The 22,022-nt window shown below is 67.9% G+C and carries 20 protein-coding genes and 1 pseudogene; 8 read left to right on the forward strand and 13 right to left on the reverse strand.

All coding sequences use genetic code 11. The features are described from left to right. Positions 1-253: 253 nt before the first annotated feature. Both J1M43_RS03880 and J1M43_RS03885 read right to left on the reverse strand, forming a co-directional pair. On the reverse strand, positions 254-1,195 hold the full coding sequence (locus J1M43_RS03880; protein ID WP_033105954.1) for a nucleotidyl transferase AbiEii/AbiGii toxin family protein: 942 nt from the start codon (positions 1,193-1,195) through the stop codon (positions 254-256). Then, positions 1,182-1,751, reverse strand: a complete 570-nt coding sequence (locus J1M43_RS03885; RefSeq protein ID WP_033105955.1) for a type IV toxin-antitoxin system AbiEi family antitoxin domain-containing protein — start codon at positions 1,749-1,751, stop codon at positions 1,182-1,184. The genes J1M43_RS03880 and J1M43_RS03885 overlap by 14 nt, the downstream gene beginning before the upstream one ends. A 114-nt stretch (positions 1,752-1,865) precedes the next feature. On the opposite strand from J1M43_RS03885, the gene J1M43_RS03890 reads away from it, so the two are divergent. The 3 genes from J1M43_RS03890 (at position 1,866) to J1M43_RS03900 (ending at position 6,244) form a co-directional block, all read left to right on the forward strand. After that, positions 1,866-2,345: a hypothetical protein gene (locus tag J1M43_RS03890; RefSeq protein WP_206475911.1), complete on the forward strand. Its 480-nt coding sequence runs from the start codon at positions 1,866-1,868 to the stop codon at positions 2,343-2,345. A gap of 117 nt (positions 2,346-2,462) precedes the next feature. Next, entirely contained in the window at positions 2,463-3,152 is a 690-nt protein-coding gene (locus J1M43_RS03895) for a UPF0158 family protein (protein WP_206475913.1), read from the forward strand. Positions 3,153-3,628: 476 nt separating this feature from the next. After that, complete coding sequence (locus J1M43_RS03900; protein ID WP_206475915.1) at positions 3,629-6,244, forward strand: AMP-binding protein; 2,616 nt, start codon at positions 3,629-3,631, stop codon at positions 6,242-6,244. A 30-nt stretch (positions 6,245-6,274) separates the two neighbouring features. On the opposite strand, the gene J1M43_RS03905 is transcribed toward J1M43_RS03900, so the two are convergent. From J1M43_RS03905 to J1M43_RS03920, 4 genes are all read right to left on the reverse strand, one after another. Continuing rightward, positions 6,275-7,321, reverse strand: a complete 1,047-nt coding sequence (locus tag J1M43_RS03905; protein ID WP_033105957.1) for an ABC transporter ATP-binding protein — start codon at positions 7,319-7,321, stop codon at positions 6,275-6,277. Further along, the gene (locus tag J1M43_RS03910) at positions 7,318-8,793 is read right to left on the reverse strand and encodes an iron ABC transporter permease (protein ID WP_033105958.1); all 1,476 of its coding nucleotides are present in this window, start codon (positions 8,791-8,793) and stop codon (positions 7,318-7,320) included. Before J1M43_RS03910 ends, J1M43_RS03905 begins: the two co-directional genes overlap by 4 nt. Positions 8,794-8,870: 77 nt before the next feature. Beyond that, a complete protein-coding gene (locus J1M43_RS03915; RefSeq protein ID WP_206475917.1) occupies positions 8,871-9,899 on the reverse strand; it encodes an iron ABC transporter substrate-binding protein in 1,029 nt (342 codons plus the stop codon). Between the two features lie 155 nt (positions 9,900-10,054). Then, positions 10,055-10,687: an isochorismatase family protein gene (locus tag J1M43_RS03920; protein ID WP_033105960.1), complete on the reverse strand. Its 633-nt coding sequence runs from the start codon at positions 10,685-10,687 to the stop codon at positions 10,055-10,057. 74 nt (positions 10,688-10,761) lie between these two features. Between J1M43_RS03920 and J1M43_RS03925 the strand changes: the two genes are divergently transcribed. Beyond that, on the forward strand, positions 10,762-11,763 hold the full coding sequence (locus J1M43_RS03925) for a GlxA family transcriptional regulator (protein ID WP_052166868.1): 1,002 nt from the start codon (positions 10,762-10,764) through the stop codon (positions 11,761-11,763). A gap of 43 nt (positions 11,764-11,806) precedes the next feature. On the opposite strand, the gene J1M43_RS03930 is transcribed toward J1M43_RS03925, so the two are convergent. From J1M43_RS03930 to glp, 6 genes are all read right to left on the reverse strand, one after another. After that, a complete protein-coding gene (locus J1M43_RS03930; protein ID WP_033105961.1) occupies positions 11,807-12,634 on the reverse strand; it encodes a LuxR C-terminal-related transcriptional regulator in 828 nt (275 codons plus the stop codon). A gap of 57 nt (positions 12,635-12,691) precedes the next feature. Then, positions 12,692-13,093 carry a heme-binding protein gene (locus J1M43_RS03935; RefSeq protein WP_033105962.1) on the reverse strand — a complete coding sequence of 134 codons (402 nt, stop codon included), beginning with the start codon at positions 13,091-13,093 and terminating at the stop codon, positions 12,692-12,694. Next, positions 13,090-14,316, reverse strand: a complete 1,227-nt coding sequence (gene fdhA / locus J1M43_RS03940; protein ID WP_206475919.1) for a formaldehyde dehydrogenase, glutathione-independent — start codon at positions 14,314-14,316, stop codon at positions 13,090-13,092. The genes J1M43_RS03935 and fdhA overlap by 4 nt, the downstream gene beginning before the upstream one ends. Before the next feature lie 98 nt (positions 14,317-14,414). Further along, positions 14,415-14,675 carry a DUF6457 domain-containing protein gene (locus tag J1M43_RS03945; RefSeq protein WP_206475921.1) on the reverse strand — a complete coding sequence of 87 codons (261 nt, stop codon included), beginning with the start codon at positions 14,673-14,675 and terminating at the stop codon, positions 14,415-14,417. Further along, on the reverse strand, positions 14,668-15,258 hold the full coding sequence (locus tag J1M43_RS03950; RefSeq protein WP_206475923.1) for a molybdenum cofactor guanylyltransferase: 591 nt from the start codon (positions 15,256-15,258) through the stop codon (positions 14,668-14,670). Before J1M43_RS03950 ends, J1M43_RS03945 begins: the two co-directional genes overlap by 8 nt. Continuing rightward, positions 15,255-16,457, reverse strand: a complete 1,203-nt coding sequence (glp, locus tag J1M43_RS03955; RefSeq protein WP_206475925.1) for a gephyrin-like molybdotransferase Glp — start codon at positions 16,455-16,457, stop codon at positions 15,255-15,257. The genes J1M43_RS03950 and glp overlap by 4 nt, the downstream gene beginning before the upstream one ends. A 50-nt stretch (positions 16,458-16,507) precedes the next feature. On the opposite strand from glp, the gene fdhD reads away from it, so the two are divergent. Next, entirely contained in the window at positions 16,508-17,401 is an 894-nt protein-coding gene (gene fdhD / locus J1M43_RS03960) for a formate dehydrogenase accessory sulfurtransferase FdhD (RefSeq protein WP_033105966.1), read from the forward strand. Further along, a complete protein-coding gene (locus J1M43_RS03965; RefSeq protein ID WP_206475927.1) occupies positions 17,385-19,760 on the forward strand; it encodes an FdhF/YdeP family oxidoreductase in 2,376 nt (791 codons plus the stop codon). The genes fdhD and J1M43_RS03965 overlap by 17 nt, the downstream gene beginning before the upstream one ends. Here the strand turns inward: J1M43_RS03965 and J1M43_RS03970 are convergent. Then, on the reverse strand, positions 19,705-21,024 hold the full coding sequence (locus J1M43_RS03970) for a VCBS repeat domain-containing M23 family metallopeptidase (protein ID WP_033105968.1): 1,320 nt from the start codon (positions 21,022-21,024) through the stop codon (positions 19,705-19,707). The two genes, J1M43_RS03965 and J1M43_RS03970, sit on opposite strands and share 56 nt — an antisense overlap. 142 nt (positions 21,025-21,166) lie before the next feature. Between J1M43_RS03970 and J1M43_RS03975 the strand changes: the two are divergent. Further along, positions 21,167-21,616, forward strand: a pseudogene (locus J1M43_RS03975) (formylglycine-generating enzyme family protein); the annotation flags it as partial. Continuing rightward, positions 21,613-22,002 (forward strand): YidH family protein, encoded by a 390-nt coding sequence (locus J1M43_RS03980; protein ID WP_033105969.1) that lies wholly within the window; start codon positions 21,613-21,615, stop codon positions 22,000-22,002. The pseudogene J1M43_RS03975 and the gene J1M43_RS03980, both read left to right, overlap by 4 nt. Positions 22,003-22,022: the final 20 nt, after the last annotated feature.

The raw sequence follows: 22,022 nt of genomic DNA on the forward strand, positions 1-22,022 counted from the left end.
CATGCGCCGCCACGTCACCGGGCTCGTCCCGGCCGAGTGACCGCAGTGCGGGCGCGGGCGCTACCAGATCCCCGCGCCCGCACTACCGGTTCGACCCACACCCGCTACCGAACAGCTCGGCTAAACAACATTTGTTCGTGTGGTGCGGATACCCACGGTAGGTCGACCTCTCGCAGGCTCGAGCATGGGTAATCCGAAGTCCCGGACCTTGCGGCGTCCGGACTGCGGATCCGCCATGGGTGTGTGATCGGGTTCAGGCTTGTGCGATCTCGTCGAGCCAGCTGGCGAGCTGTCCGACCGCGTCGGTGAGTGTAAGGTCCACCGCGGCGGATTCGGCAGCCCTCGCGAAGCTGGTTCCCCAGTGCGGGTGAGCGGTGACTGTCGCCGGCCAGGCCCGTGGCTGGACCCCAGCGATCGTCGCCTCGGCGGCGCGCGCGGCGAAGACATCCTCGATGGCGCGGCGAATCTCCGCAGGCGACGGAGTGCCCGCGGCGCGGACGAGGTCGCGTAGCAACAGCAGGTCGACGACATCGCGGGCGCGATCGTTGATGTAGACGGGAGGACGGTGCGGGTCGGTGCACGCATGGATCTTCTGCGCGATCTGATAACTCATCGACAGACTTGCGATCCGGTCCGGCGTAGGCAGACCGAACCCCGCCAGGGACGGCGCTGCGAAGGTGTCGGGTGCGGATCCGGCGCCGCCCTCGTCCGGCGCGATCTCGATCTGCACGCGCCGCCAGGTCACCCCACGCAATTGCACAGTGATATGGAACCGGCGAGGCTTCACGACCAGGTAGGGGACGTCGATGATCTCGACGTCGTCACGGACGAGTGTGAGCGGCCCCCACGGCTCGCTGAGTGCACCATCAAGCTCGGCGAGGAACACGTCGATGTCGCCACGGGTGAGGCCGTCGATGTCCTGGGTCGTGCGAGACATTCCGGGGAGTCGGTACTGCAGCATGGTGCCGCCCTTGAGCAGGAACAGCGGCGCCCCGGAATCGTCCACGGCGCGCTGCAGCGCCGCGGAGACGACGGTGGCTGCGACCAGCCACCCCAGTCGCGGGCCGGCCGATCCGAGCTGGCCCTGTGCCTGAGTGATCCATGCGTTGAGTATTCGAGCCGAGGCGGGAGCCCTGTCCTTCGGGTCGAGGTCGCTCATCGCCTGAGCGAGGTTCGCCCGGTCAGGCTCGGCCATCGCGATCCTCCAGTCGCTGGGCCAGCCGTTCTCGCTCCGCCGTGGGAAGCAGGCTGGTGCGCCCGGCCCGTTCGATGGCTTGTCGCAACAGGTATGTCGGCACCCCCGAGGCGATGCCCTGATCGATCGCGGTCGTGACCGTCACGATCGGAATACCTTCCCACCACGTGACCTGGGACGGATCGAGGTCCTCGTAGTGGATGACGTACGTCTCCCCACCTGCTCTACGGAGGCGGCGGTGGCGGCCGACGGTCAGGTGGATGCGGTTCGGGTTGATGTCGCTGATGTCCCAGGCGGCGAGGGCCGTGTCGTGGCTCAGGCAGGCCTCCGGCGCCCCCGTCCACAGCACGGCGAGGTGGTACTGGTCGAACTCGGTCGCCGCGACTTGCGGCACCCGGTAGACACCGTGCGCCACGTGCTCCAGTCGGCCTCGGGCGACCATCGTCGACAACTCCGGATGCGAGGCGCCTTCGGTGAGGGCCTGCGCAGTCGTCACAAAGCCGTGCTGATCCAACGCGATCTCGCGGAGCATCTCCAACTTGGTAACGACAGGCATGTCAATACCTTAGCAAAATACGAAGGTATTGACATCCGAGTCCCTGATGTGTGAGCGATGCGGTGAGCCGATCGCTCGTGACATTCTCGAGGTATGGCGCGAACATGGTTGTCGGTGACGGTTGAGCTGCTCGGTGGTCGGGGCACTGAATTGTGGCCGTGGCCCGGCCGGGTGTTCGCCGTTGGCCCCTCCCACACCTTCCTCCAGTTCGCGAATGCGATCAATGATGCGTTCGCCCGGTGGGATCGGTCGCATGTGTCTATGTTCACCCTCGCCGACGGGCGGATGGTCACCGACGACGAGACCGGCGCGGAGCTGGCGGCGTCGATCGGGGGCCCGCTCACGGTGCCCATCGACATGGCCAGAGTGAAGGTCGCTCGGCTCGTGGAGCCGGGCGCTGAGTTCCAGTTCACCTTCGACCTCGGCGACGGCTGGACGCACCGCTGTGTGGTGGAGGCGGAGAAGGTCGATCCGCTAGAGGTGTTGGGTATCCGCCCCGCCGCTCCGCTGTCGTACTGGGGTTGGGGGAGCATCCCGGATCAGTATGGTCGGCGATGGTCGGTGTGTTTTGTCAAGTGGAAGTCGGCCGTTTGAGCGCGGATTTTCCGGCCACGTGTGCATGGTTTCCGGCCGTGTGAGCGCGGCTGGAATCTGTGGCGTGGGCATGATCAGAACGGGTGCGCGTCGTCCGCGTCGGGTGTCGACTCGCACGTGACGCTGCGTGGCCGGATTCTCGCGCTCAAACAGCAGGAAACCAGCCACTACTCTGGCCGGAAAACCCTGCTCAACCGGCCTGTAAACAGTCGATCACACACAACGCTCCAACACAATCACGAACATGCGGAGCCGCTCGCGTTGTCGGTCATCAACCGCCTCACGTGGCGCGGCGGACCGGGCGATCGAATCCTGGCCGAGGACCTGCTGGCCACTCTGCGCGCCGAGCCCCTGCCGGGGCGGGTGCTGCCGGTCGATCTTGAGATGCTCAGCATCTTGTTGGAAGGGGATCCTGAGCTGTCGACCGGCGCGTACCTCGACCTTCGCACAGGCGAGGTGTGCGGCGGCAACGAGACAGATCCGATGATGGTCGGGGAGGATGCCGCGATCGACGTGGAGGAGGAACCCGACCGTTGGATCTACCTCGCCGGGGTAGGTTCACGAGAAGGCTGGCGAGACATGGCGGCCTTCGCCGAGCGACAGCACGACCAGTCTCTGCGAGAACGACTGGAGCAAGCGATCGAGGGCAAGGGTGCCTTCCGCCGCTTCCGCGACCTCGCCCACGACGAAGGCATCGCCGAGCAGTGGGACCTCTTCTCCTCCGATCGGCAACTGGGTCGTGCCCGTGAGGTGCTCGCCGCCGAGGGCATCCGCGGGCCTCGCAGCATGGCCACCTCCGATGAATGAACTCGAGGAACCGTGCTGGGCTGCGCAGGCCGTCCGCGACTGGGAGGCGGCAGGCGGGCCAGTGGCACTCCCGGCATCCGTGCCTACGAAATGCCCACAATCGAACACGATCGAGCCCGATTGAACGGGATCGAGAGCAGATTCCAGAGGGCTCGAAACGGCGGAATTCCGCGGGAGTCCGACCGAGACGGATCGGGAAGGATCGAACCTCTTTGGGTTCAAATCCCACCGTCACCGCCAAATCGAAGGCCCCGACTTCCCTAGCGAACACGAGGAAGTCGGGGCTTTCGTCATGCGGCGGGAGAGGCAATTGCCGGCATTTTGCCCACGGCCGACCGTCGGGCGAGGTTGCCGTTCGGGAGGGAAGCAGTATTAGGTTATGCTTACCTTGTTTTGCCCCGAGCGTTGCTGCGAGGCACTACACCGAAGCTCTACTCCCGATGGCACTGCTCACCCGCCCGAAAGCATCAACAGCCATGCTCCCGAAGCCGCTCGCTCGTGGTTTTTCCCTTCTCGGTGGTCAACCCGACGCAACCGCGCTCATCGTCGACGGCGCACGCCTGAGTTACGCCGAGCTCTCCGACCGGGTTGCCGAACGCAGAGACCGGCTCGGCGAGACGCGTCGCCTCGTGATGATGTCGGCGGCCAACGCGCTCGAGCCGATCGTCACCTACCTCGCCGCACTCGAGGGAGGGCACCCGGTGCTGCTCGTGGCGAGCGGCGACGATGAGGCGAGCATCGGTCATCGGGAGTCCCTCGCTGCGCGCTTCGATCCGGATGTCATAGCGCACGACTCGACCCGCGACCGGGCGCTCGAGGAGATTCGGCCAGGCAGCCGCCACAGGTTCCACCCCGATCTCGCCTTGCTCGCCAGCACCTCGGGGTCTACGGGGTCGCCGAAGCTCGTCCGCCTGTCGAGCGAGAATCTGCGCAGCAACGCCGCCGCTATCGCTGAGTACCTGCGCCTCGGGCCGGCCGATCGCGCGGCCACGACCCTCCCCCTGCAATACTGCTACGGGCTCTCCGTCGTGAACAGCCACCTGCTCGCCGGCGCGAGCCTGCTGCTCACCGAGCGCTCGGTCTCCGACGAGGCGTTCTGGTCGGAGGCTGCCGCGCACCGGATCACCTCGTTCGCCGGCGTGCCCTACACTTTCGAGCTCCTCGAAGCAGGCGGATTCTCGGAGCGATCCCTGCCCAGCCTCCGCTACCTCACGCAGGCAGGCGGCCGGCTCGCGCCCGAGGCTGTTCGACGCCTCGCCCGCCTCGGCGAGGAGCGCGGGTTCGACTTCTTCGTCATGTACGGCCAGACCGAGGCGACCGCCCGCATGGCCTATCTCCCGCCACAGCTCGCCGAGTCCTCGGCAGGTGCGATCGGCATCCCCATCCCGGGCGGCTCCTTCCGCATCGACTCCGGCGACGGAGCGGATGCCGAGCCCGGAAGCACGGGAGAGCTGGTCTACGAGGGGCCGAACGTGATGCTCGGCTACGCCGAGGCACCGGAGGAATTCGTACTCGGACGCACGGTGCATGAGCTGCGCACGGGCGACGTCGCCCGTCTTCGCGACGATGGACTCTACGAGATCGTCGGCCGGATGAACCGCTTCGTGAAACTCTTCGGCCTCCGTCTCGATCTGGATCGCGTCGAGCACCTCCTCGCCGAGGAGGGGATCGTCGCGCGCGCCGCGAGCGCCGGCGAACGACTGCTGCTGTTCTCGACATCGGAGCGCACGGCTGAGAGCGCGCGAGAGCGCGCCGCCGCCCTTCTCGGCATCCCCGCCCACGTGATCGGTGCGTACGCCGTGAGTGAGTTCCCTCGAACGTCGAGCGGGAAGCCGGACAGTGCAGCGCTCGTGGCATTCGCCGAGCTGCAGGATCGCTCGGTGGCCGAGTCGGCCGCGGCATCCGGACCGCGGCCCCGGAGCAGGCCGACGCCTGACGGAGTGCGTGAGCTGTTCGCGGCGCTGCTTGCTCGACCCGATGTCGGACTCGACGACTCCTTCTCCGGGCTCGGCGGCGACTCGCTCAGCTACATCGAGGTGTCGCTGCGGCTCGAATCGCTGCTCGGCGTGCTCCCGCGCGACTGGCCGGCGCTCACGGTGCGCGAGCTAGCTGCTCTGGCGGCGCCGTCCGGCGATGCTCCCACACCGTCCGGGAACCCGACCACAGGGAAGCCGACCAGGCAGGCGCGGTTCACGCGGCGCCTGGTGCGAATGGAGACGCCGGCCGTGCTCCGGGCGCTCGCGATCGTGCTGATCGTCGGCACGCATGCCGACCTGTTCATGCTGAAGGGCGGTGCCCACCTGCTGCTCGCGGTGGCCGGGTACAACCTGGCGCGTTTTCAGCTGGCACCTGTGCCGGGGTCGACGCGGGTTCACCGGCTGTGCCGCAGCGCCCTGCAGATCGCGGTGCCGGCGGTGCTCTGGATCGCCGCCGTGGCGCTCGTCTCGGGGCAGTACCGTCCGACGACCGCCCTTCTCGTGAACAACCTCGTCCCCGGCGACGGACGGTGGAACGAGCAGTGGCAGTTCTGGTTCCTCGAGGCGGCGATCTGGAGCCTGGTCGGGCTCGCAGCACTGTTCGCCGTGCGGTTCATCGACCGACTCGAGCGACGTGCGCCGTTCGGGTTCGCGATCACGGGCCTGGCGATCGCTCTCGCCGTCCGCTTCGCGATCGCCGGGCTGCACGCCGAGCACGTGGAGCGCTACGCCGCGCCCGTGGTGGTCTGGCTCATCGCTCTGGGCTGGCTGGTCGCTCGCGCAGATACCGTGGGACGCCGCTGGCTGGTGTCCGCTATCGCCGTCGCGAGCACCTTCGGGTTCTTCGGCGACCCCCTGCGCGAGGGTATCGTCGCGATCGGGATCCTGATCCTCGTCTGGCTGCCGACGATCCGGATGCCGCGTCTGCTCGTGTCTGCGGTCGCCACGCTCGCCGGGGCCTCGATGTTCATCTATCTCACGCACTGGCAGGTGTACCCGCCGTTCGAGCAGAGCGCGCCGTGGCTCGGCACGCTCCTCTCGCTCGCCGTCGGCATCGCCGCGTGGCGCGCGTATGCGTTCGCGAGCAGCCGGATCACGCGGATGCGTGTGGCCTGATCGACCGGTCGATCTGATGCCGGAGCCGCGCTAGCCCTCCCGCGGAGAGCCCACGGGATACAGCACGGCGCCACCGTCGACGACCACGTGCGCCCGGCTGCCGACCGTGAATCGTGCGGCTGCCCGTCCGGGCACCCGATGGGTCACCTCGACGGCGCCCAGTCTCAGCGTCAGCTCCGCCACCGCTCCGGTCGTGCGGATATCGAGCACACGGGCATCGCCGTCCGTCGCCGGATCGACGCGCAACTGATCCGGACGCAGCATGGCGACGAACCGGTCAGCGCCGTGGCTGAGGTCGTGCCGCACAGGGAGGCGTCCGAAGGCGCAGTCGACGGCATCTCCCGCGCGCTCCGCCGCCACCACGACGACCTCGCCGAGGAACGCCGCCACGGCCGTGTCGATCGGTGCATCGAAGACTGCGGAGGGCTCGCCCGCCTGCACCAGGGTCCCGCCGGCGAGCACGCCGACCTGTTGGCCGAAGGAGAGCGCCTCCTCCTGGTCGTGCGTGACGAGCACCGCCGTCACGCCGCTACGCTCGAGCACGTCGATCACGGCGCTGCGGGTGTGGGCCCGAAGGCCTGTGTCCAGCGCGCTGAACGGCTCGTCCAGCAGGATCACACCGGGTCGCTGAGCGAGGGCCCGCGCCAGCGCGACCCGCTGCTGCTGCCCGCCGGAGAGCTCATGCGGCATGCGGGCGGTGAGAGCCGGATCCAGCGAGGCGAGCTCCATCAGCTCTTGCACCCGAGCGCCGGTCCGATCGGAGCGAGGCAGGCCGAACGCGATGTTGCGCGCCACTGAGAGATGCGGGAACAGGGCGCCGTCCTGCGCGACATAGCCGATGCCTCTGCGGTGCGCCGGCACCGCCGAACGAGGTCCTGAGAGTTCGCGGCCGTCCAGCGAGATCGTGCCGGCGTCCGGCCGCTCGAACCCGGCGATCAGGCGCAGCAGCGTGCTCTTGCCGCTTCCGGAGGAGCCGACCAGCGCCAGCCGCGTGGAGTCGGCCACGTCGAGCGCGACGTCGCGCAGTACGTCGGTGCCGTCGAATGCCTTGGATATCCCGCTGAGGTGAAGCGTCATCGGAGACTCCGTCCGGTTGCGTGGGCGAACATCAGGGCGACGGCGGGAATCGAGAGCAGCACCAGCACCAGCGCGTAGGGCGCGGCGGCGGGGTAGTCGAGCGAGGATGCCGCAGACCAGAAGCTCGTCGCGACCGTGCGAGTGCCGGTGGGCGCGAGCAGCAGCGTGGCGGTCAGTTCGTTCGCTGCGCCGAGGGCGACGAGGGCGGCACCGGCGCCGATCGAGGGGAGCAGAAGCGGGAGCGTCACGCGAAGTCGTGCCGGCAGCGGCGCGATGCCGAGAGACCGGGCGGCCTCCTCGAGCGACTCGGGAACCTGAGCCAGGCCGGCTCGCAGAGGCACGAGCGCGCGCGGAAGGAAGATCACGACGTAGGCCGCGATCACCGTGAAGACCGTCTGATACAGGGCGGGCGCGATCGCGAGGGTCGTGCCGACGAGGGCGAGGGCGACGATGATCGCCGGCAGGCTGCTCGCCAGGTACGCCGCGCCCTCGAGTGCGCGGGAGAGCCGGCCGGCGTGGCGCACGGACAGCCATGCGATCGGGAGCGCGACGAGAACCGCGCACAGCGCCCCGGCGACGGCGAGGCCGGATGTCTGCGCCGTGGCCGAGGCGAGAGCGCCGAACTCGGCGGCATCGGCTCGGAGCAGCCAGCGCACGACGCTCGCGAGCGGAACGAGGATCGCCGCCGCGAGCAGAGCGATCGAAGCCGTGATCGCGACCCATGCCGCTCTGCCCAGAGGCAGCAAGGCCGGCGGATGTGGCGCGCCGCCGCCCACTCGCGCATAGCGGGAGCGACCGCGGGCGAGGGACTCGGCGCCGAGCAGCACGAGGCACAACACGACCAGCACGATCCCGAGTGCGGCGGCGTTCGGGCCCGCGAAGGTCGCCTGATAGGCCACGACGATGGCGGTGGTGAAGGTGTCGAACCGGAGGAAGGCGAAGGCGCCGTACTCGGAGAGAAGGTGCAGCGCGACGATGAGCGCGCCGCCGAGAATCGCGAGGCGCAGCTGCGGCAGCACGACGCGGATGAAGACCATCCAGGAACCGAGGCCGAGAGCGCGCGCAGACTCTTCGAGCGCCGGATCGAGGCCGCGGATAGCCGCCATCGCCGGAAGGTAGACGAGGGGGAAGTACGCGAGCACGGCGACGAGCAGACCACCCCAGAGCCCGTTGATCGACGGGATGGCGCTGGCCCACCCGTAGCTCGCCACGAAAGCGGGGATCGCGAGCGGTGCAGCGAACGCGACCGCGAACACCCGGCGCGCGGGCAGCGCGGTGCGCTCGACGAGCCACGCGGCACCCACACCGAGCACGACGGCGGCCGGCACGCCGATCACGGCGAGGAGCGCCGTGTTGACGAGTAGCTCTCCGACCTTGGGGCGGATGACGAGGGTCGCGAGTTCTGTCCATCCCATCGCGATCGCGGCGTGCACGACGTAGCCCACCGGGACGAGTGCGCCGGCCGTCAGCACGGCGACGAGCGCGACGAGACCGCCGGGAGCGCGACGCCGAGGGGGTGTGGCGACCGGTGGCAGGGTCGCGCGTGCGCTCAGAGGAGTCCGGCTTCCGTCATGAGATCGATGACCCGGGGGCCGTTGAGCGTCGACGGATCGATCACGGGCGCGTTCAGGCTCTCGAGCGGCGGCAGCTCGGCTTTCGCCGGGATGCCGGACGCGACGGGGTACTCGAAGCTGTAGCCCTCGCCGAGGATCTTCTGGCCCTGTTCACCGGCGATGAAGGCGAGGAACTGCTGTGCTTCCGCGGGGTGCTGGGCATTGTTGAGGACGCCGCCGCCCGACACGCTGACGAAGGCGCCTGGGTCCTGGTTGCCGAAATAGTGCAGCTTGGTGTTGCCGCTGTCCTCCGCCGCGGCATCCTGATCGCGGTACCAGTAATAGTGGTAGATGATGCCGACCGGGACTTCGCCCGCGTTGACCGCCTTCATCGTGACGATGTTGTTGCGGTACTCGGTCGCGTTCTGGGCCATGCCCTCGAGCCAGGCGCTCGCGCCCTCCTCGCCCTGCGTCTCGAGCACCGCCGAGACGATGGCCTGGAAGTCGGCCTTTGCGGGGGCGGCCCCCCAGCGTCCTTCCCACTCGGGTTCTGCGAGGTCGAGGAGAGAAGCGGGCAGCTCGGCTTCGGAGATGAGATCGGGGTTATAGACCAGCACGGTCGATCGGGCGGCGATCCCTGTCCAGTCTCCTGATGCCGGGCGATAGGCCTCCGGCACGAGTGCCAGAGTCTTCTCGTCGACGGGGGCGAACAGGCCCGCTTCCTCGACGAGCGACATCGCGGGCGAGTTCTCGGTGAGGAAGACGTCGGCCTTGGACGCGGCACCCTCCTGCACGAGCTGGTTGCCCAGCTCACTGTCGTCGCCGTTTCGGAGGACGACCTCGATGCCGGTTTCCTCCGTGAACGCCTCCGCCCACTCCTGGGTGAGCTCTTCGTGCTGGGCGTTGTACACCACGAGCGCGTCACCACCGCCCCCTTCCTCCGACGCATCGCCGGCGCATCCGGAGAGGAGCAGAGCCGACCCGGCGAGGACAGCCAGAGAGGCGTGGCGGACAGGCACAGGCATAGGGACAGTCCTTCGATCAGGAATAGAGGTGAGGCAATCCTAAGGCAGACGCAGCCCGCCGCTGAGTTCGGAGTCGTCACGTAGTCGCACAAACCCACCCCGGCGTGGCATCCACACTCAGCACACCGGCGAGTGCGAGCCATTGCGAGCGGACGTCAGGCGTGAGCGGAGGCGCCCTCGGCGGCGGATTCGGGCAGGTTCCCCCGGCGAAGAACGGCGCCCGTCTCGAGGGCTTCGACCCAGGCGTCGGTGGGCGCGACGGCAGCCCAGCTCGAGTTCAGCAGTGCCATCAGCGTCGTGTGCACCGTCTCCGCGCTGGCCGATCCCGCTTCGTTGGCGATGTCGATGGCTCCGGTCGCATCGGAGATGACCTCGACCGTGAGTTCGCGGGTCTCGGCGTCGGCAGCCGTGGCGAGTACGCAGTTGTTCGTCATGTATCCGACGAGGGTGATCGTGTCGACCTGATTCTCGACGAGCCACTCGCGCAGGCCGGTGCCGGGAAAGACTGAGCTGTACTGCTTGACGATCATCTTCCACCCGGTCGAGTCGCGGCCTTCGAGCGACGAGTGCAGACGGAACTCCGGCTTCGTCGGATTGAACACCGGTGCGTCGTCTCCTGCCGTGTGCTGCACCATGACCACCGGGATCCCGACGCGTTCCGCGGCGTCGATCGTGTCGGCGATGCGCTGGATCGACTCCTCGCGCGGCGGATGCTGGATGCGCAGGAGTCCGGTGAAGTACTCCTGCTGGGGGTCGATGACGATGAGGGCGCGGCGTGGAGCGGGCATGATGATCTCCTGGGGTGTGAGCGGGTCTTGTCATCCAGATTCCCTCACTCGAACCCGTGGCACAATTGGCACGTATGCATACTGACGATGAATTCACGCCAAAGCCTGAGTTGCGGATCGCGGTCTACGCCTTCGACGGTGCGACGATGTTCCATCTCTCCGTCCCGCCGATGGTGTTCGGCGAAGTGACCCGCCAGCACCTGGCGGTGTGGGACACGATCCTGTTCAACGAACTGGGTGCGGACATCACCACCGACGAGGGATATCGGATCGGCGGGATCCATGGCCTCGAGGATGCGCTCGGCGCGGACGTGATCGTCATCGCCTCCTGGCACAGCGACCTGAGGGCTCCGAGTGCACAGCTCGCCGAACTGCTGCAGCATGCGCACGGCAATGGCGCATCGGTCGCGGGGCTCTGTCTCGGTGCGTTCCCTGTCGCGGACAGTGGTCTGCTCGATTCCCGGCCGGCCGTGACCCACTGGCGTTCGCTGAACCAGTTCAGTTCCCGGCACCCTGGGACCGATGTCGATCGCACCGTGCTGTACATCGATCACGGTGATGTCATGACGTCTGCCGGCACGGCCGCGGCCATCGACGCATGCCTGCATCTCGTCCGTTCGCGTCTCGGATCGGATGCCGCGAATCAGGTGGCGCGCAACCTCGTCGTCGCGCCCCACCGCAGTGGCGGCCAGGCGCAGTACATCGACCGGCCGGTTCCGCAGGTGAACTCGCTGAGCCCGATATCCGAGGCCCTCGACTGGGCCACGCAGCATCTCGACGAGCGGATCGATGTCGTGGACATGGCGCGTGCTGCCCGGATGAGTCTGCGCAGCTTCATCCGGGCTTTCAAGGAGAACACCGGCAACACACCTGCGGCCTGGTTGCGAGAGCGTCGACTGGACGAGGCGCGACGGCTGCTGGAGCTCACCGATCTCGGCATCGATGCCATCGCATCAAGGTGCGGCTTCGCCAGTCCGGTGACTCTGCGGCAGAACTTCCATGCCGCGTACGCCACGACGCCGTCCGAGTACCGACGCCGCTTCGATGCCCGGCGCAGGGTCGGCTCCGCAGTCTGATCGCCACGAGGATTCTCGTGGCGATCGGGTGGAACCGGAGGGCTTAACGCGCCAGCGCCAGCGCGGTCAGTTCGGCCCGCGTGCTGGCCCCGATCTTGCGCAGCAGATTCGACACGTGGAACTTGACCGTGTTGGCGCTGATCCCGAGTTGGCTGGCGATCGCCTGGTTGCGCTCTCCGGCGGTGACGAGGCGCAGCACGTCGTGCTCGCGCACGGTCAGCAGGGCTCCGGCTGCGAGCGGTTTGGTGTCGGAACGGGGATCCAGAGGGAGGCGGACATCCACCGATGAGCCCCACCCCGGCGTCGCATCGACGCTCAACACGCCGTCGAGTGAGGTGACGCGCTCGGCGATCGGACGCAGCGATTCATCGTGCACGCTCAGGTTGCCGCTCCCGTCGTCCCGGATGCTGACGAGCAGATTCAGTCCGTCGCAGTCCCACTGCACGCGGACGCGGTTCACCTCACCCCCGTCGACCAGCCCGAGGATCGTGTTGCGCACGATCGCCCGCGCGGCATGGGCCACCTCGCTGGGCAGCGCCCTTCCGGTGGCCGGCGGTTCGACGAACTGGATCTCGAGTGAACCGAACCGCTCCAACGGGCGCAGGTCGCTGCGCAACCGCGCGAACGCCCCGACGACCGGTTCGAGTATCGAACTGCGCTGTTCGTCTGCTTCGGTCCTCAGCCGCACCAGCGCCGACGCCGCTGTGTCGATCGCTGACGATCTCGCCGAGCGGTCATCGAGCCGCGGCGACCTGAGGATCGCCAGCAGAGATTCGAGCTCCAGCGCGTGGCGATCGGCCTGGTCCGCGACCGTGCGGTCAAGATCGACCAGGAGTCTGCGTGTTCCGGGGGAAGCATCTTCGCTGTCCATGACGCCAACCTACCCGAGAGCTCCCCACCCGTCTGGGCGGGGAGCTCTCGCAAATGCTCAGAGCGCTGCCACTCCTGCTTCGGCGACCGAGTGGTCCTGCTCACCCGAGCCGCCGCTGACGCCGACGGCGCCGACGACCACGCCATCGCGCACGAGTGGGATGCCGCCGGCGAAGATCGCGACCTTGCCGCCGTTCGTGTTCTGGATGCCGAAGAACTGCTGCGTGGGCTGCGAGTTGTCGCCCAGGTCCTTCGTCGAGATGTCGAAGGCCTTCGAGGTCCAGGCCTTGTTGATCGAGATGTTGACGCTGCCGATCCAGGCGCCGTCCTGCCGCACGTGTGCGACGAGATTGCCGCCGGAATCGACGACGGCGATGTTCATGGGCTGGCCGATCTCGGTGGCCTTCTTCTCGGCGGCGGCGATGACGCGACGTGCGTCTTCGAGGTTGACGGTGGTCATGATTGCTCCTTGATGTATCCGTTGGGGTTCAGGACGTACTTCGTGGCGGCGCCCGCATCGAACTCGGCGTAGCCCTGCGGCGCCTCGTCCAGCGTGATCGCCTTGGCGTTGACCGCGGCGGCGATATGAGCCTTGTCGTGCAGGATCGCCATCATGAGCTGCCGGTTGTACTTCATGACCGGGCACTGTCCGGTGGTGAAGGACAGCGACTTCGCCCAGCCGGTGCCGAGACTGATCGAGAGCGATCCGACTTTGGCTGCCTCGTCGACCGCGCCGGGATCTCCCGTTACGTAAAGACCGGGGATGCCGATGGCGCCGCCCGCTCCCGTCACATCCATGAGCGAGTTGAGCACGGTCGCCGGGGCCTCCTTGGCCTTCGCCCCGTGGCCCTCGCTGCGCGCCTCGAAGCCGACGGCGTCGACCGCAGCATCCACCTCGGGCACACCCAGAAGCTGATCGAGCTGGTCGGGCACCGAACCCTCGCCGACATTGATGGTCTCGCAACCGAAGCTGCGAGCCTGGGCGAGGCGATCCTCGTTCATGTCACCGACGACCACGACGGCAGCACCCAGCAGCTGCGCGCCGACCGCCGCCGCGAGACCGACAGGCCCTGCGCCGGCGATGTAGACGGTCGAGCCCACGCCGACTCCGGCAGTGACAGCGCCGTGGAAGCCGGTGGGAAAGATGTCGGACAGCATCGTCAGATCGAGGATCTTCTCGAGCGCCTGGTCGCGGTCGGGGAAGACCAGCAGGTTCCAGTCCGCATAGGGCACGAGCACGTACTCGGCCTGGCCGCCGACCCACCCGCCCATGTCGACGTAGCCGTATGCGCTGCCCGGTCGATCGGGGTTCACATTCAGGCAGATGCCGGTCTTGCCCTCCTTGCAGTTGCGACAGCGTCCGCACGAGATGTTGAACGGCACCGAGACGATATCGCCGACCTTCACGAACTCCACGTCGGGACCGACCTCGACCACCTCTCCGGTGATCTCATGGCCGAGCACGAGTCCCTCAGGAGCTGTCGTGCGCCCTCGGACCATGTGCTGATCCGACCCGCAGATATTGGTCGCGACTGTGCGGAGGATGACGCCGTGCGGGATCTTGCGACCGACGTTCGCCGGATTCACACCGGGCCCGTCGTGAAGCTCGAAGTCGGGGTAATCCGTGTCGATCACCTTCACGACGCCGGGGCCCTGGTAGGCGACCGCTCTGTTTCCAGACATCTTCGTCCTTCCTCGTGGGCGGAGGATCTCCGCACCTCCAGACTGTCTCAGTCGCGCCGAGGAAGATACCTACTCTCGAACCGTTTACCCCTACCCGATCAGGTAGGTTGAGACCCTCCTGCCTTCCACTCGTCGATCGTCGCGCGGGTGCGTGCGACGGCATCCTCGACCGTCATTCCCTGCGCGACGGCGAGACCGACGAGATACGTCGTCAACGGACCGGCCGGGCGCACGACCCCGTGCGCGGCATCACGGGTGAGGTCGAGCAGCAGACCGACCGGATGCTGGTCGGCAGGGAGCCCGAGCGACTCGGCGAGCGCCGTGACCCAGGCATCGAGATCTTCGGGGGCATCAGACATGGTCGTCCTTTCGCGTGCTTCGATAGTCCTCGATGGCCGCCCAGGTATCAAGGTCGACAGCGGTGCCGTCATCGTCGACCGGGTGCAGGCGCAGACCTTCGAAGAGCGTCCGCATCGACATTCCGACGGTTTCCGGATGCTGCGCGACGGCGCCCCTCAACGCGGAGACGCGGTAGCGGCCGGCGAGCCACTGCATCCGACCATCGGCATCCACGGCGACGACGGCGTCGGAACCGTCGGGGATCGGCACCTTCGCGAGCCGAGCGACGAGCTCTGCCGCACGGGGGAGATCGCAGGCGAGCAGCCACGCCTCGACGGCATCCGAATCATCGAGCGCGATGACACCCGCCGCGACCGCCGCTGCCGGTCCACCGAACGGAGGGTCCTCGCGCACGACGCGGATGCCGGGGCGACTGATCCCGTCGGGCCCGACCGCGATGATCGGCATGCACCCCCGGACCGCGGAATAGACGTGATCGATCAGAGGGATGCCGTCGACCTCGACCGTTGCCTTGTCCACGCCGCCCAGCCGGGCCGACCGACCGCCGCCCAGCACGATCGCTGCCGGGGCAGGACCGTTCATGACAGGACCAGCACCGTCACGGCGTCGCCCTCTTGCACGCGTGCGGTCTCTGCGGGGACGATGGCGAACGCGGTGGCGGCGGCGAGCGAGGTCACCATGTGAGAGCCGCTCCCACCTCGCGTCGCCGGCCGGACGGTCTCGTCGTCGAACACTGCGGGCAGGATCTGGACTCGCCCCTTGGGACTGGCCCACGCAGACCCGGCCGCGCGAACAACGCGAGGCCGGTCGACGGCGGCGAACCCGGCCATCTGCCGCAGCGCGGGGCGGACGAACATCTCGAACGATGCTGCGACACTCACCGGATTCCCGGGAAGGCAGAAGGCGATCAGCCCCGAATCGAGCACGCCGAAGCCCTGAGGCCTGCCCGGCTGCATCGCGACCTGATCGAAGCGCACGGCGTGCTCAGCACCGAGTACCGCCTTGACGACATCGAAGGCCCCGACGCTCGCTCCGCCGGAGAGGATGACGAGGTCGGCATCCACATCGTCGAGCGCACGCCGAAGGGCGGCGTGATCGTCGGACACGATGCGGATGCCCGTGACGACGGCGCCCGCATCCCGCACCGCCGCACTCAGCAGTACCGAGTTCGACTCCGGGATCTGCCCGCGCCGTGGCGTACCGGCCGGGGCGACGAGCTCACTTCCCGTCGAGATGATCGCCACGCGCGGCGCGGGGTGCACAGCGACCTGCTCGAACCCTGACGACGCGATGGCGGAGAGCTGCCACGGGCCCAGCGGCGTTCCGGCGACGACGGCCAGTGATCCGGCAGGCGCATCTTCTCCCAGGCGCCGGATGTGCGCGCCGGGTTCCGGCGCGACGAGCACCGTGATCTGCTCGGGCGCCACGGCACGGATCGCGGTGCCCAGATCCGTGTGCTCCAGTGGCACGACCGCATCCGCGTCGGAAGGGATCGCGGCCCCCGTCATGATGCGCGCTGCGTCGCCCTCCCCGAGCATGGGATCCTCGTCCGACCCGGCAGCCACGTCGGCGACGATCCGCAACGTTGCGCCGGCCACGGCATCCGCCGCGCGGACGGCGTAGCCGTCCATCGCCGAGTTGTCGAAGAGCGGTGTGGGCCAGCGGCTGACCACGTCGGCTGCGAGCACCAGGCCCCGCGCATCTGTGAGGGCGCTCTCCACTGCGGGCAGGCGGCCGGCGGCGTGGAGGATGCGCGCGCGGTGCTCGTCGATCGTGATCATCGAGACCCACGCTAGCGCTCGGATGCACGGGCGGGGGTACGCTCGGAAGCATGGGCCGGATCACGACACGGCGGTCGGTGATGAGGATCGCACTGGACGACGGTACGAGTCGTCGCATCGACACGCTCGCAGTAGAGGAACCGCTCGAGATCCGCGTCGGCGGCACCCCGCTGGCCGTCACGATGCGCACCCCCGGCGCTGATGTCGAACTCGCCGCCGGCTTCCTCGTCTCGGAGGGCGTGATCGGCTCCGGCGCGGAGTTCCACTCCGCGATCCACTGCGGAGGTCCTGGTACCGGCGGGGTCGAGAACACGTACAACGTGCTCGATGTCACGCTCGCTCCCGGCGTGCCGCCGCCCGCGCCCGACGTCGCTCGGGCGTTCTACACGACCAGTGCCTGCGGTGTGTGCGGAAAGGCCAGCATCGACGCGGTGGAGACCGTCTCCCGCTACGACGTCGCAGGCGACGACGTGGTCGTCGATGCCGCGGATCTCGTCACGTACCCGGTACGGCTGCGTGAGAAGCAGGACGTCTTCGAGAAGACCGGCGGACTGCACGCGGCTGCGCTGTTCGATGCGGCGACCGGCGAACTCCTCGTGCTGCGTGAAGACGTCGGCCGGCACAATGCCGTCGACAAGGTGGTCGGCTGGGCGCTGCTGAATGACCGGCTGCCTCTGCGCGGAGCCGCGCTGCAGGTGTCGGGCCGGGCCAGCTTCGAGCTCGTGCAGAAGGCCGTGATGGCGGGCATCCCTGTTCTCGCCGCTGTTTCCGCACCTTCGTCGCTCGCCGCCGAGCTCGCCGAGAAGTCGGGTCTGACACTGGTGGGATTCCTCCGGGGCCGGAGCATGAACGTGTATTCGCATCCGCATCGCGTGCGGGTGGAGCAGGCGGCATCCGAAGATGCGCTCGTGACGGAAGGAGCAGCTCATGACCACTCTCGATAGCGGCGTCGCTTTCGGGCTGATGTCGTCCGAGCCGAGGCAGGGCGGATACGGTCCGGTGACGACGAAGCCGTGGTCGCAGGAGGACTACGAGCACGCCGCGGCCGGTTGGGGAGCGGCGCTGTCGGTCGGCGAGGTGCTGCTGGAATCGAAGCGGCCGGTGAGCGGCGCGTTGGCGATGTTCACGATGAACCACCCGATCAAGGGCTTCGACTGCCCCGGATGCGCGTGGCCAGACGACCAGAAGGGTCTGAAGCTCGACATCTGCGAGAACGGTATGAAGCACGTCACGTGGGAGATGACGCACAAGCGCGTGGGCAGTGGTTTCTTCTCGAAGCACACCGTGAGCGAGCTTTCCACCTGGACCGACTACGAGCTCGAGAACACCGGCCGTCTGACCGAGCCGATGGTCTACGACCCGGAGACCGACCGCTATGCGCCGATCAGCTGGGACGACGCGTTCGCGCTCATCGGTGAGGAGCTGCGGGGGCTGGACAGTCCGGATGAGGCGACGTTCTACACCTCTGGACGGCTCAGCAACGAGGCGTCCTTCCTGTACCAGCTGATGATCCGCGAGTACGGCACGAACAACATGCCGGACTGCTCGAACATGTGCCACGAGGCATCCGGCCGTGCGCTCACAGCCTCGATCGGGTCGGGCAAAGGGACGACGACCGTCGAAGACTGGGAGCAGACCGATGTGCTGTTCCTGCTCGGCGTGAACGCTGCCTCTAATGCACCGCGAATGCTGACGGCGCTGTCGGATGCTGTGAAGAACGGCGCGCAGGTGGTGCACGTCAATCCGCTGATCGAGGCTGCATCCAGGCGCACCACTGTGCCGCACGATTTCGTCGACATGGCGCTGTTCAAGACGCACGAGACCGGAACCCTCGACCTCCAGGTGCGCCCTGGCGGCGACATGGCGCTGATGCGCGCCATCGCGAAGGTCGTGTTCGAGGCGGCCGAAGTCGACCCAGGAGCGCTCGACACCGAGTTCATCGCGCAGTACACCAACGGCATCGATGAGTATCGTGCGGTCGTGGAGGCGACGCCGTGGCCGGAGCTGGTGCAGCAGTCCGGGCTCACTGAGGAGCAGCTCCGCGCAGCCGGGGCCCTCTACCTCGCATCCGGCAAGGCGATCATCAGCTGGTGCCTCGGTATCAGCCAGCAGGAGCACGCGGTCGACATGGTGCGCGAGTTCATGAACGTGCTGCTGCTGCGCGGCAACATCGGCCGGCCGGGTGCTGGACCTGCACCGGTGCGTGGGCACAGCAACGTGCAGGGCAATCGCACCTGCGGCATCAACCACCATTCGCCGGCCTGGCTGCTGGATGCCCTCGACGAGGTCTGCGGGATCACATCGCCGCGCGAGCCGGGACTCGACACCGTCGCCAGCATCCACAAGATGCACGAGGGCGCTGTCAAGGTCTTCGTCAGTCTCGGCGGCAACTTCGTACTCGCGGCGCCGGACACGCACTACACCGCAGAGGCGCTGAGCGGATGCCGGCTGACGGTTCAGGTGAGCACGAAACTCAACCGCAGCCACATCGTGCACGGGAAGAAGGCCCTCATCCTCCCGTGCCTGGGACGCACCGAACGCGACGAACAGGCCGGCGGACTGCAGGGGCAGTCGGTGGAGGATGCCATGAGCATGGTGCACCTCTCGGTCGGTAAGAAGAAGCCCGCCTCCGAGCACCTGCTGTCGGAGCCAGACATCATCGCGCGGATGGCGCGGGCGACCATGCCCGACAGCGCAACCGACTGGGAAGGGTACGCGGACGACTACGACCGCATCCGCGACGTCATGGCGAAGGTGCTGCCCGGATTCGAGGATTTCAACGAGCTCGTGCGTCAGCCGAACGGGTTCCGCATCCCTCAGCCGGCGCGAGAGCTCGATTTCCGCACGGCCTCCGGTAAGGCCGACTTCTCGGCGCCGGCGCTGCACGACGTGCGGCCCGCCTCCGACGACATGCTGGTGCTGCAGACGATGCGCTCGCACGACCAGTGGAACACCACGATCTACAGCAACAACGACCGGTACCGCGGGGTGAAGAACCTGCGCGAGCTCATCTTCATGCACGAGGACGACATGCGCGATCGTCGCATCTGGCAGGGCGACCTGGTCGACATCGTCTCGACGTCGAAGGACGGTACGCAACGCGAACTGCGGCAGTACCGCGCGGTCGCGTACGACACCCCTCGCGGAAGCGCAGCCGGCTACATGCCCGAGATGAACGTACTGGTCGGCAATGCCGACTACAGCGCGCAGAGCGATCAGCCGCTCATGAAGAGCATCCAGGTGCGCGTCACTCGATCTGGAGGTACCCGCCCCAGCCGGAGCCGACGAGGATCCGTGCATTGAATCGACCTGTGCCGTCGCCCGGATACAGATAGAGCTCGCCCGTCGAGGTGCGCGCGATCAGGTCGGCCTTCCGGTCGCCGTTGTAGTCGACGCCGCCGGTGAGCGCCGTCATAGCGCCCCAACCGCTGCCGACCGCGACTCTGGTGCCGAACCGGCCGCCGAGCCCGGGGTAGAAGTAGAGGTTGCCATCGTTCCCGACGGCGATGATGTCGCCGAGCCGATCGCCATTGAACTCGCCGCCGACCATGTAGCGGATCGTGTTCCATCCGTTTCCGACGACCGTATGCGGTCCGGGGAGGGCGCCGGTGCCGTCTCCTCGATAGATCGTGAGAACGCCGTTCGCTGAGGCGCCGAGAACATCTTGTTGGCCGTCGCCGGTGAAATCGGCGCCGGATGTCACGTGCAGCATGCCGTACCACCCCGAACCTGGCGTGCCGTAGGCGCCGAATCCGCCGCTGGTGTTCCCCGCGTAGTACTCGAGCACTCCGTCGCTGCGGGCGACGAGCATGTCGGAGCGGCCGTCGCCGTTGAGATCCGTGCGCGTCAGGTGCCGGTGGATTCCCCATGCGCTGGTGACGACGGATCCCTTGAGGAAGCCGCTGCCCGTGCCCGCGAGGAACTGAAGGTCGCTGTCTGCGGCGACGCCGAGGAGATCGGCCTTCCCATCGCCGTTGTAGTCGCCCGACATCACCGGTGCGGGCGCGGCAGTGCCGAGTCCGGGGAGGACCAGCGGGATCTTGCCGCCCCGTGCGACGGCGGACAGGCAGACGAAGCCCTGGTTGATCGAGGAGTACACGGATCCGTTCCGCCACACCTCGAAATGAAGATGCGCGCCCGTCGAGTTGCCGCTGCTGCCGACGATGCCGATCTGCTGGCCACGCACGACCTGCGTGCCCGGTGCGACAGACCCCGGCGCGACCATGTGGGCGTACCGGGTGACATACCCGGAAGCATGCTGGATGTCGACGTAGTTGCCGTAGCCGTTGCTCCAGGTGCGGGTCTTTATGACTCCGTCGTAGGCGGCGATGACGGGCGTGCCGCCCTGGCCCGAGATGTCGATGCCGTCATGATTGCGATAATCCGAGCGGCATCCGTCGCCCACCTTGGACTGGATGGTGCCCGATGCCGGGTACACCATCTGGCCGTCCGTGGCAGCCGTCGCGGGCGCGCCTGACGTGAGAGAAGGCGCGATCGTCCCGATGAGCACCGCGACCGCGGCCAGCATCGCGAACCGCGCCAGATGCCACCGTGACATTCGCTTCATGTCGAGTTCTCTCCAGCTCGGCCGGCCCCAGGGACACAGCGTCCACCGACGTCACAGTATCAGCGCAGAGGCGCTCGGCCGCGTTGTGGAAAGCTCGCGCGAGTCGGCGCGCCGCCGCAGCGTGGGTAGCATCGAGACGGCGGCTGGTCGACGGCTGCCGACCGAGGCCGAATGGGAGTACGCCGCGCGCGGGGGCATCGAGAGCGCGAAATACCCGTGGGGCGACGACGAGGTGGATGCCGGAGGCTGGCGCGCGAACATCTTCCAGGGTGAGTTCCCGATGCGCAACACCGAGGAGGACGGCTGGGCGACGACGGCTCCGGTGCGCACCTTCACTCCCAACGGCTACGGATTGTGGCAACCCGTCGGCAACGTATGGGAGTGGTGCGCCGACCGCTTCGACGCCTCGTACTACCTCTCCTCGCCGGCATCCGACCCGACCGGTCCTGCCGGTGGCGACGCCAGGGTGCTGCGCGGCGGCAGTTACCTGTGCCACATCTCGTACTGCAACCGCTATCGCAACTCGGCGCGTTCGCAGAACACCCCGGACTCGTCGATGGGCAACGCAGGATTCCGGACGGTGGCACTGTGAGCGGCCGCGGGCGCTTTCCCGCATCGGTGTACGGCCAGGGTGCTGAGCCGGACGCGCGCTTCACGCTCGCGAATGAGCGCACCGAACTCGCCTGGCGGCGCACCTCACTCGCCCTCGGCGCAGGCTCGCTCATCGCTCTGCGTCTGCTCCCGGTGGCGTTCGGTCATCCGGCGTGGGCGTTCGGCGGCGTCGCCGGGCTGGTACTCGCGGCCATGCTCTGGATCTCCGCCCGTCACCGGTATCGCGGCGTGAACCTCGTGCTCGCTCGTGACGGCGATCGTGGGGTGCTTCCCGGCGCCTCGATGATCGCGATTCTTGCCGTGATCGCGTTCGCCATCGGTCTGGTCTCGCTCGCGGTCGTGATCGTGACCGCGCTCAACTCCTGAGCGGTCGAGCGGCGACTGCT

Origin of the sequence: Microbacterium sp. KRD172 (assembly GCF_017168295.1) — a bacterium.
In the GTDB taxonomy this organism is placed as follows: Bacteria; Actinomycetota; Actinomycetes; order Actinomycetales; family Microbacteriaceae; genus Microbacterium; species Microbacterium profundi.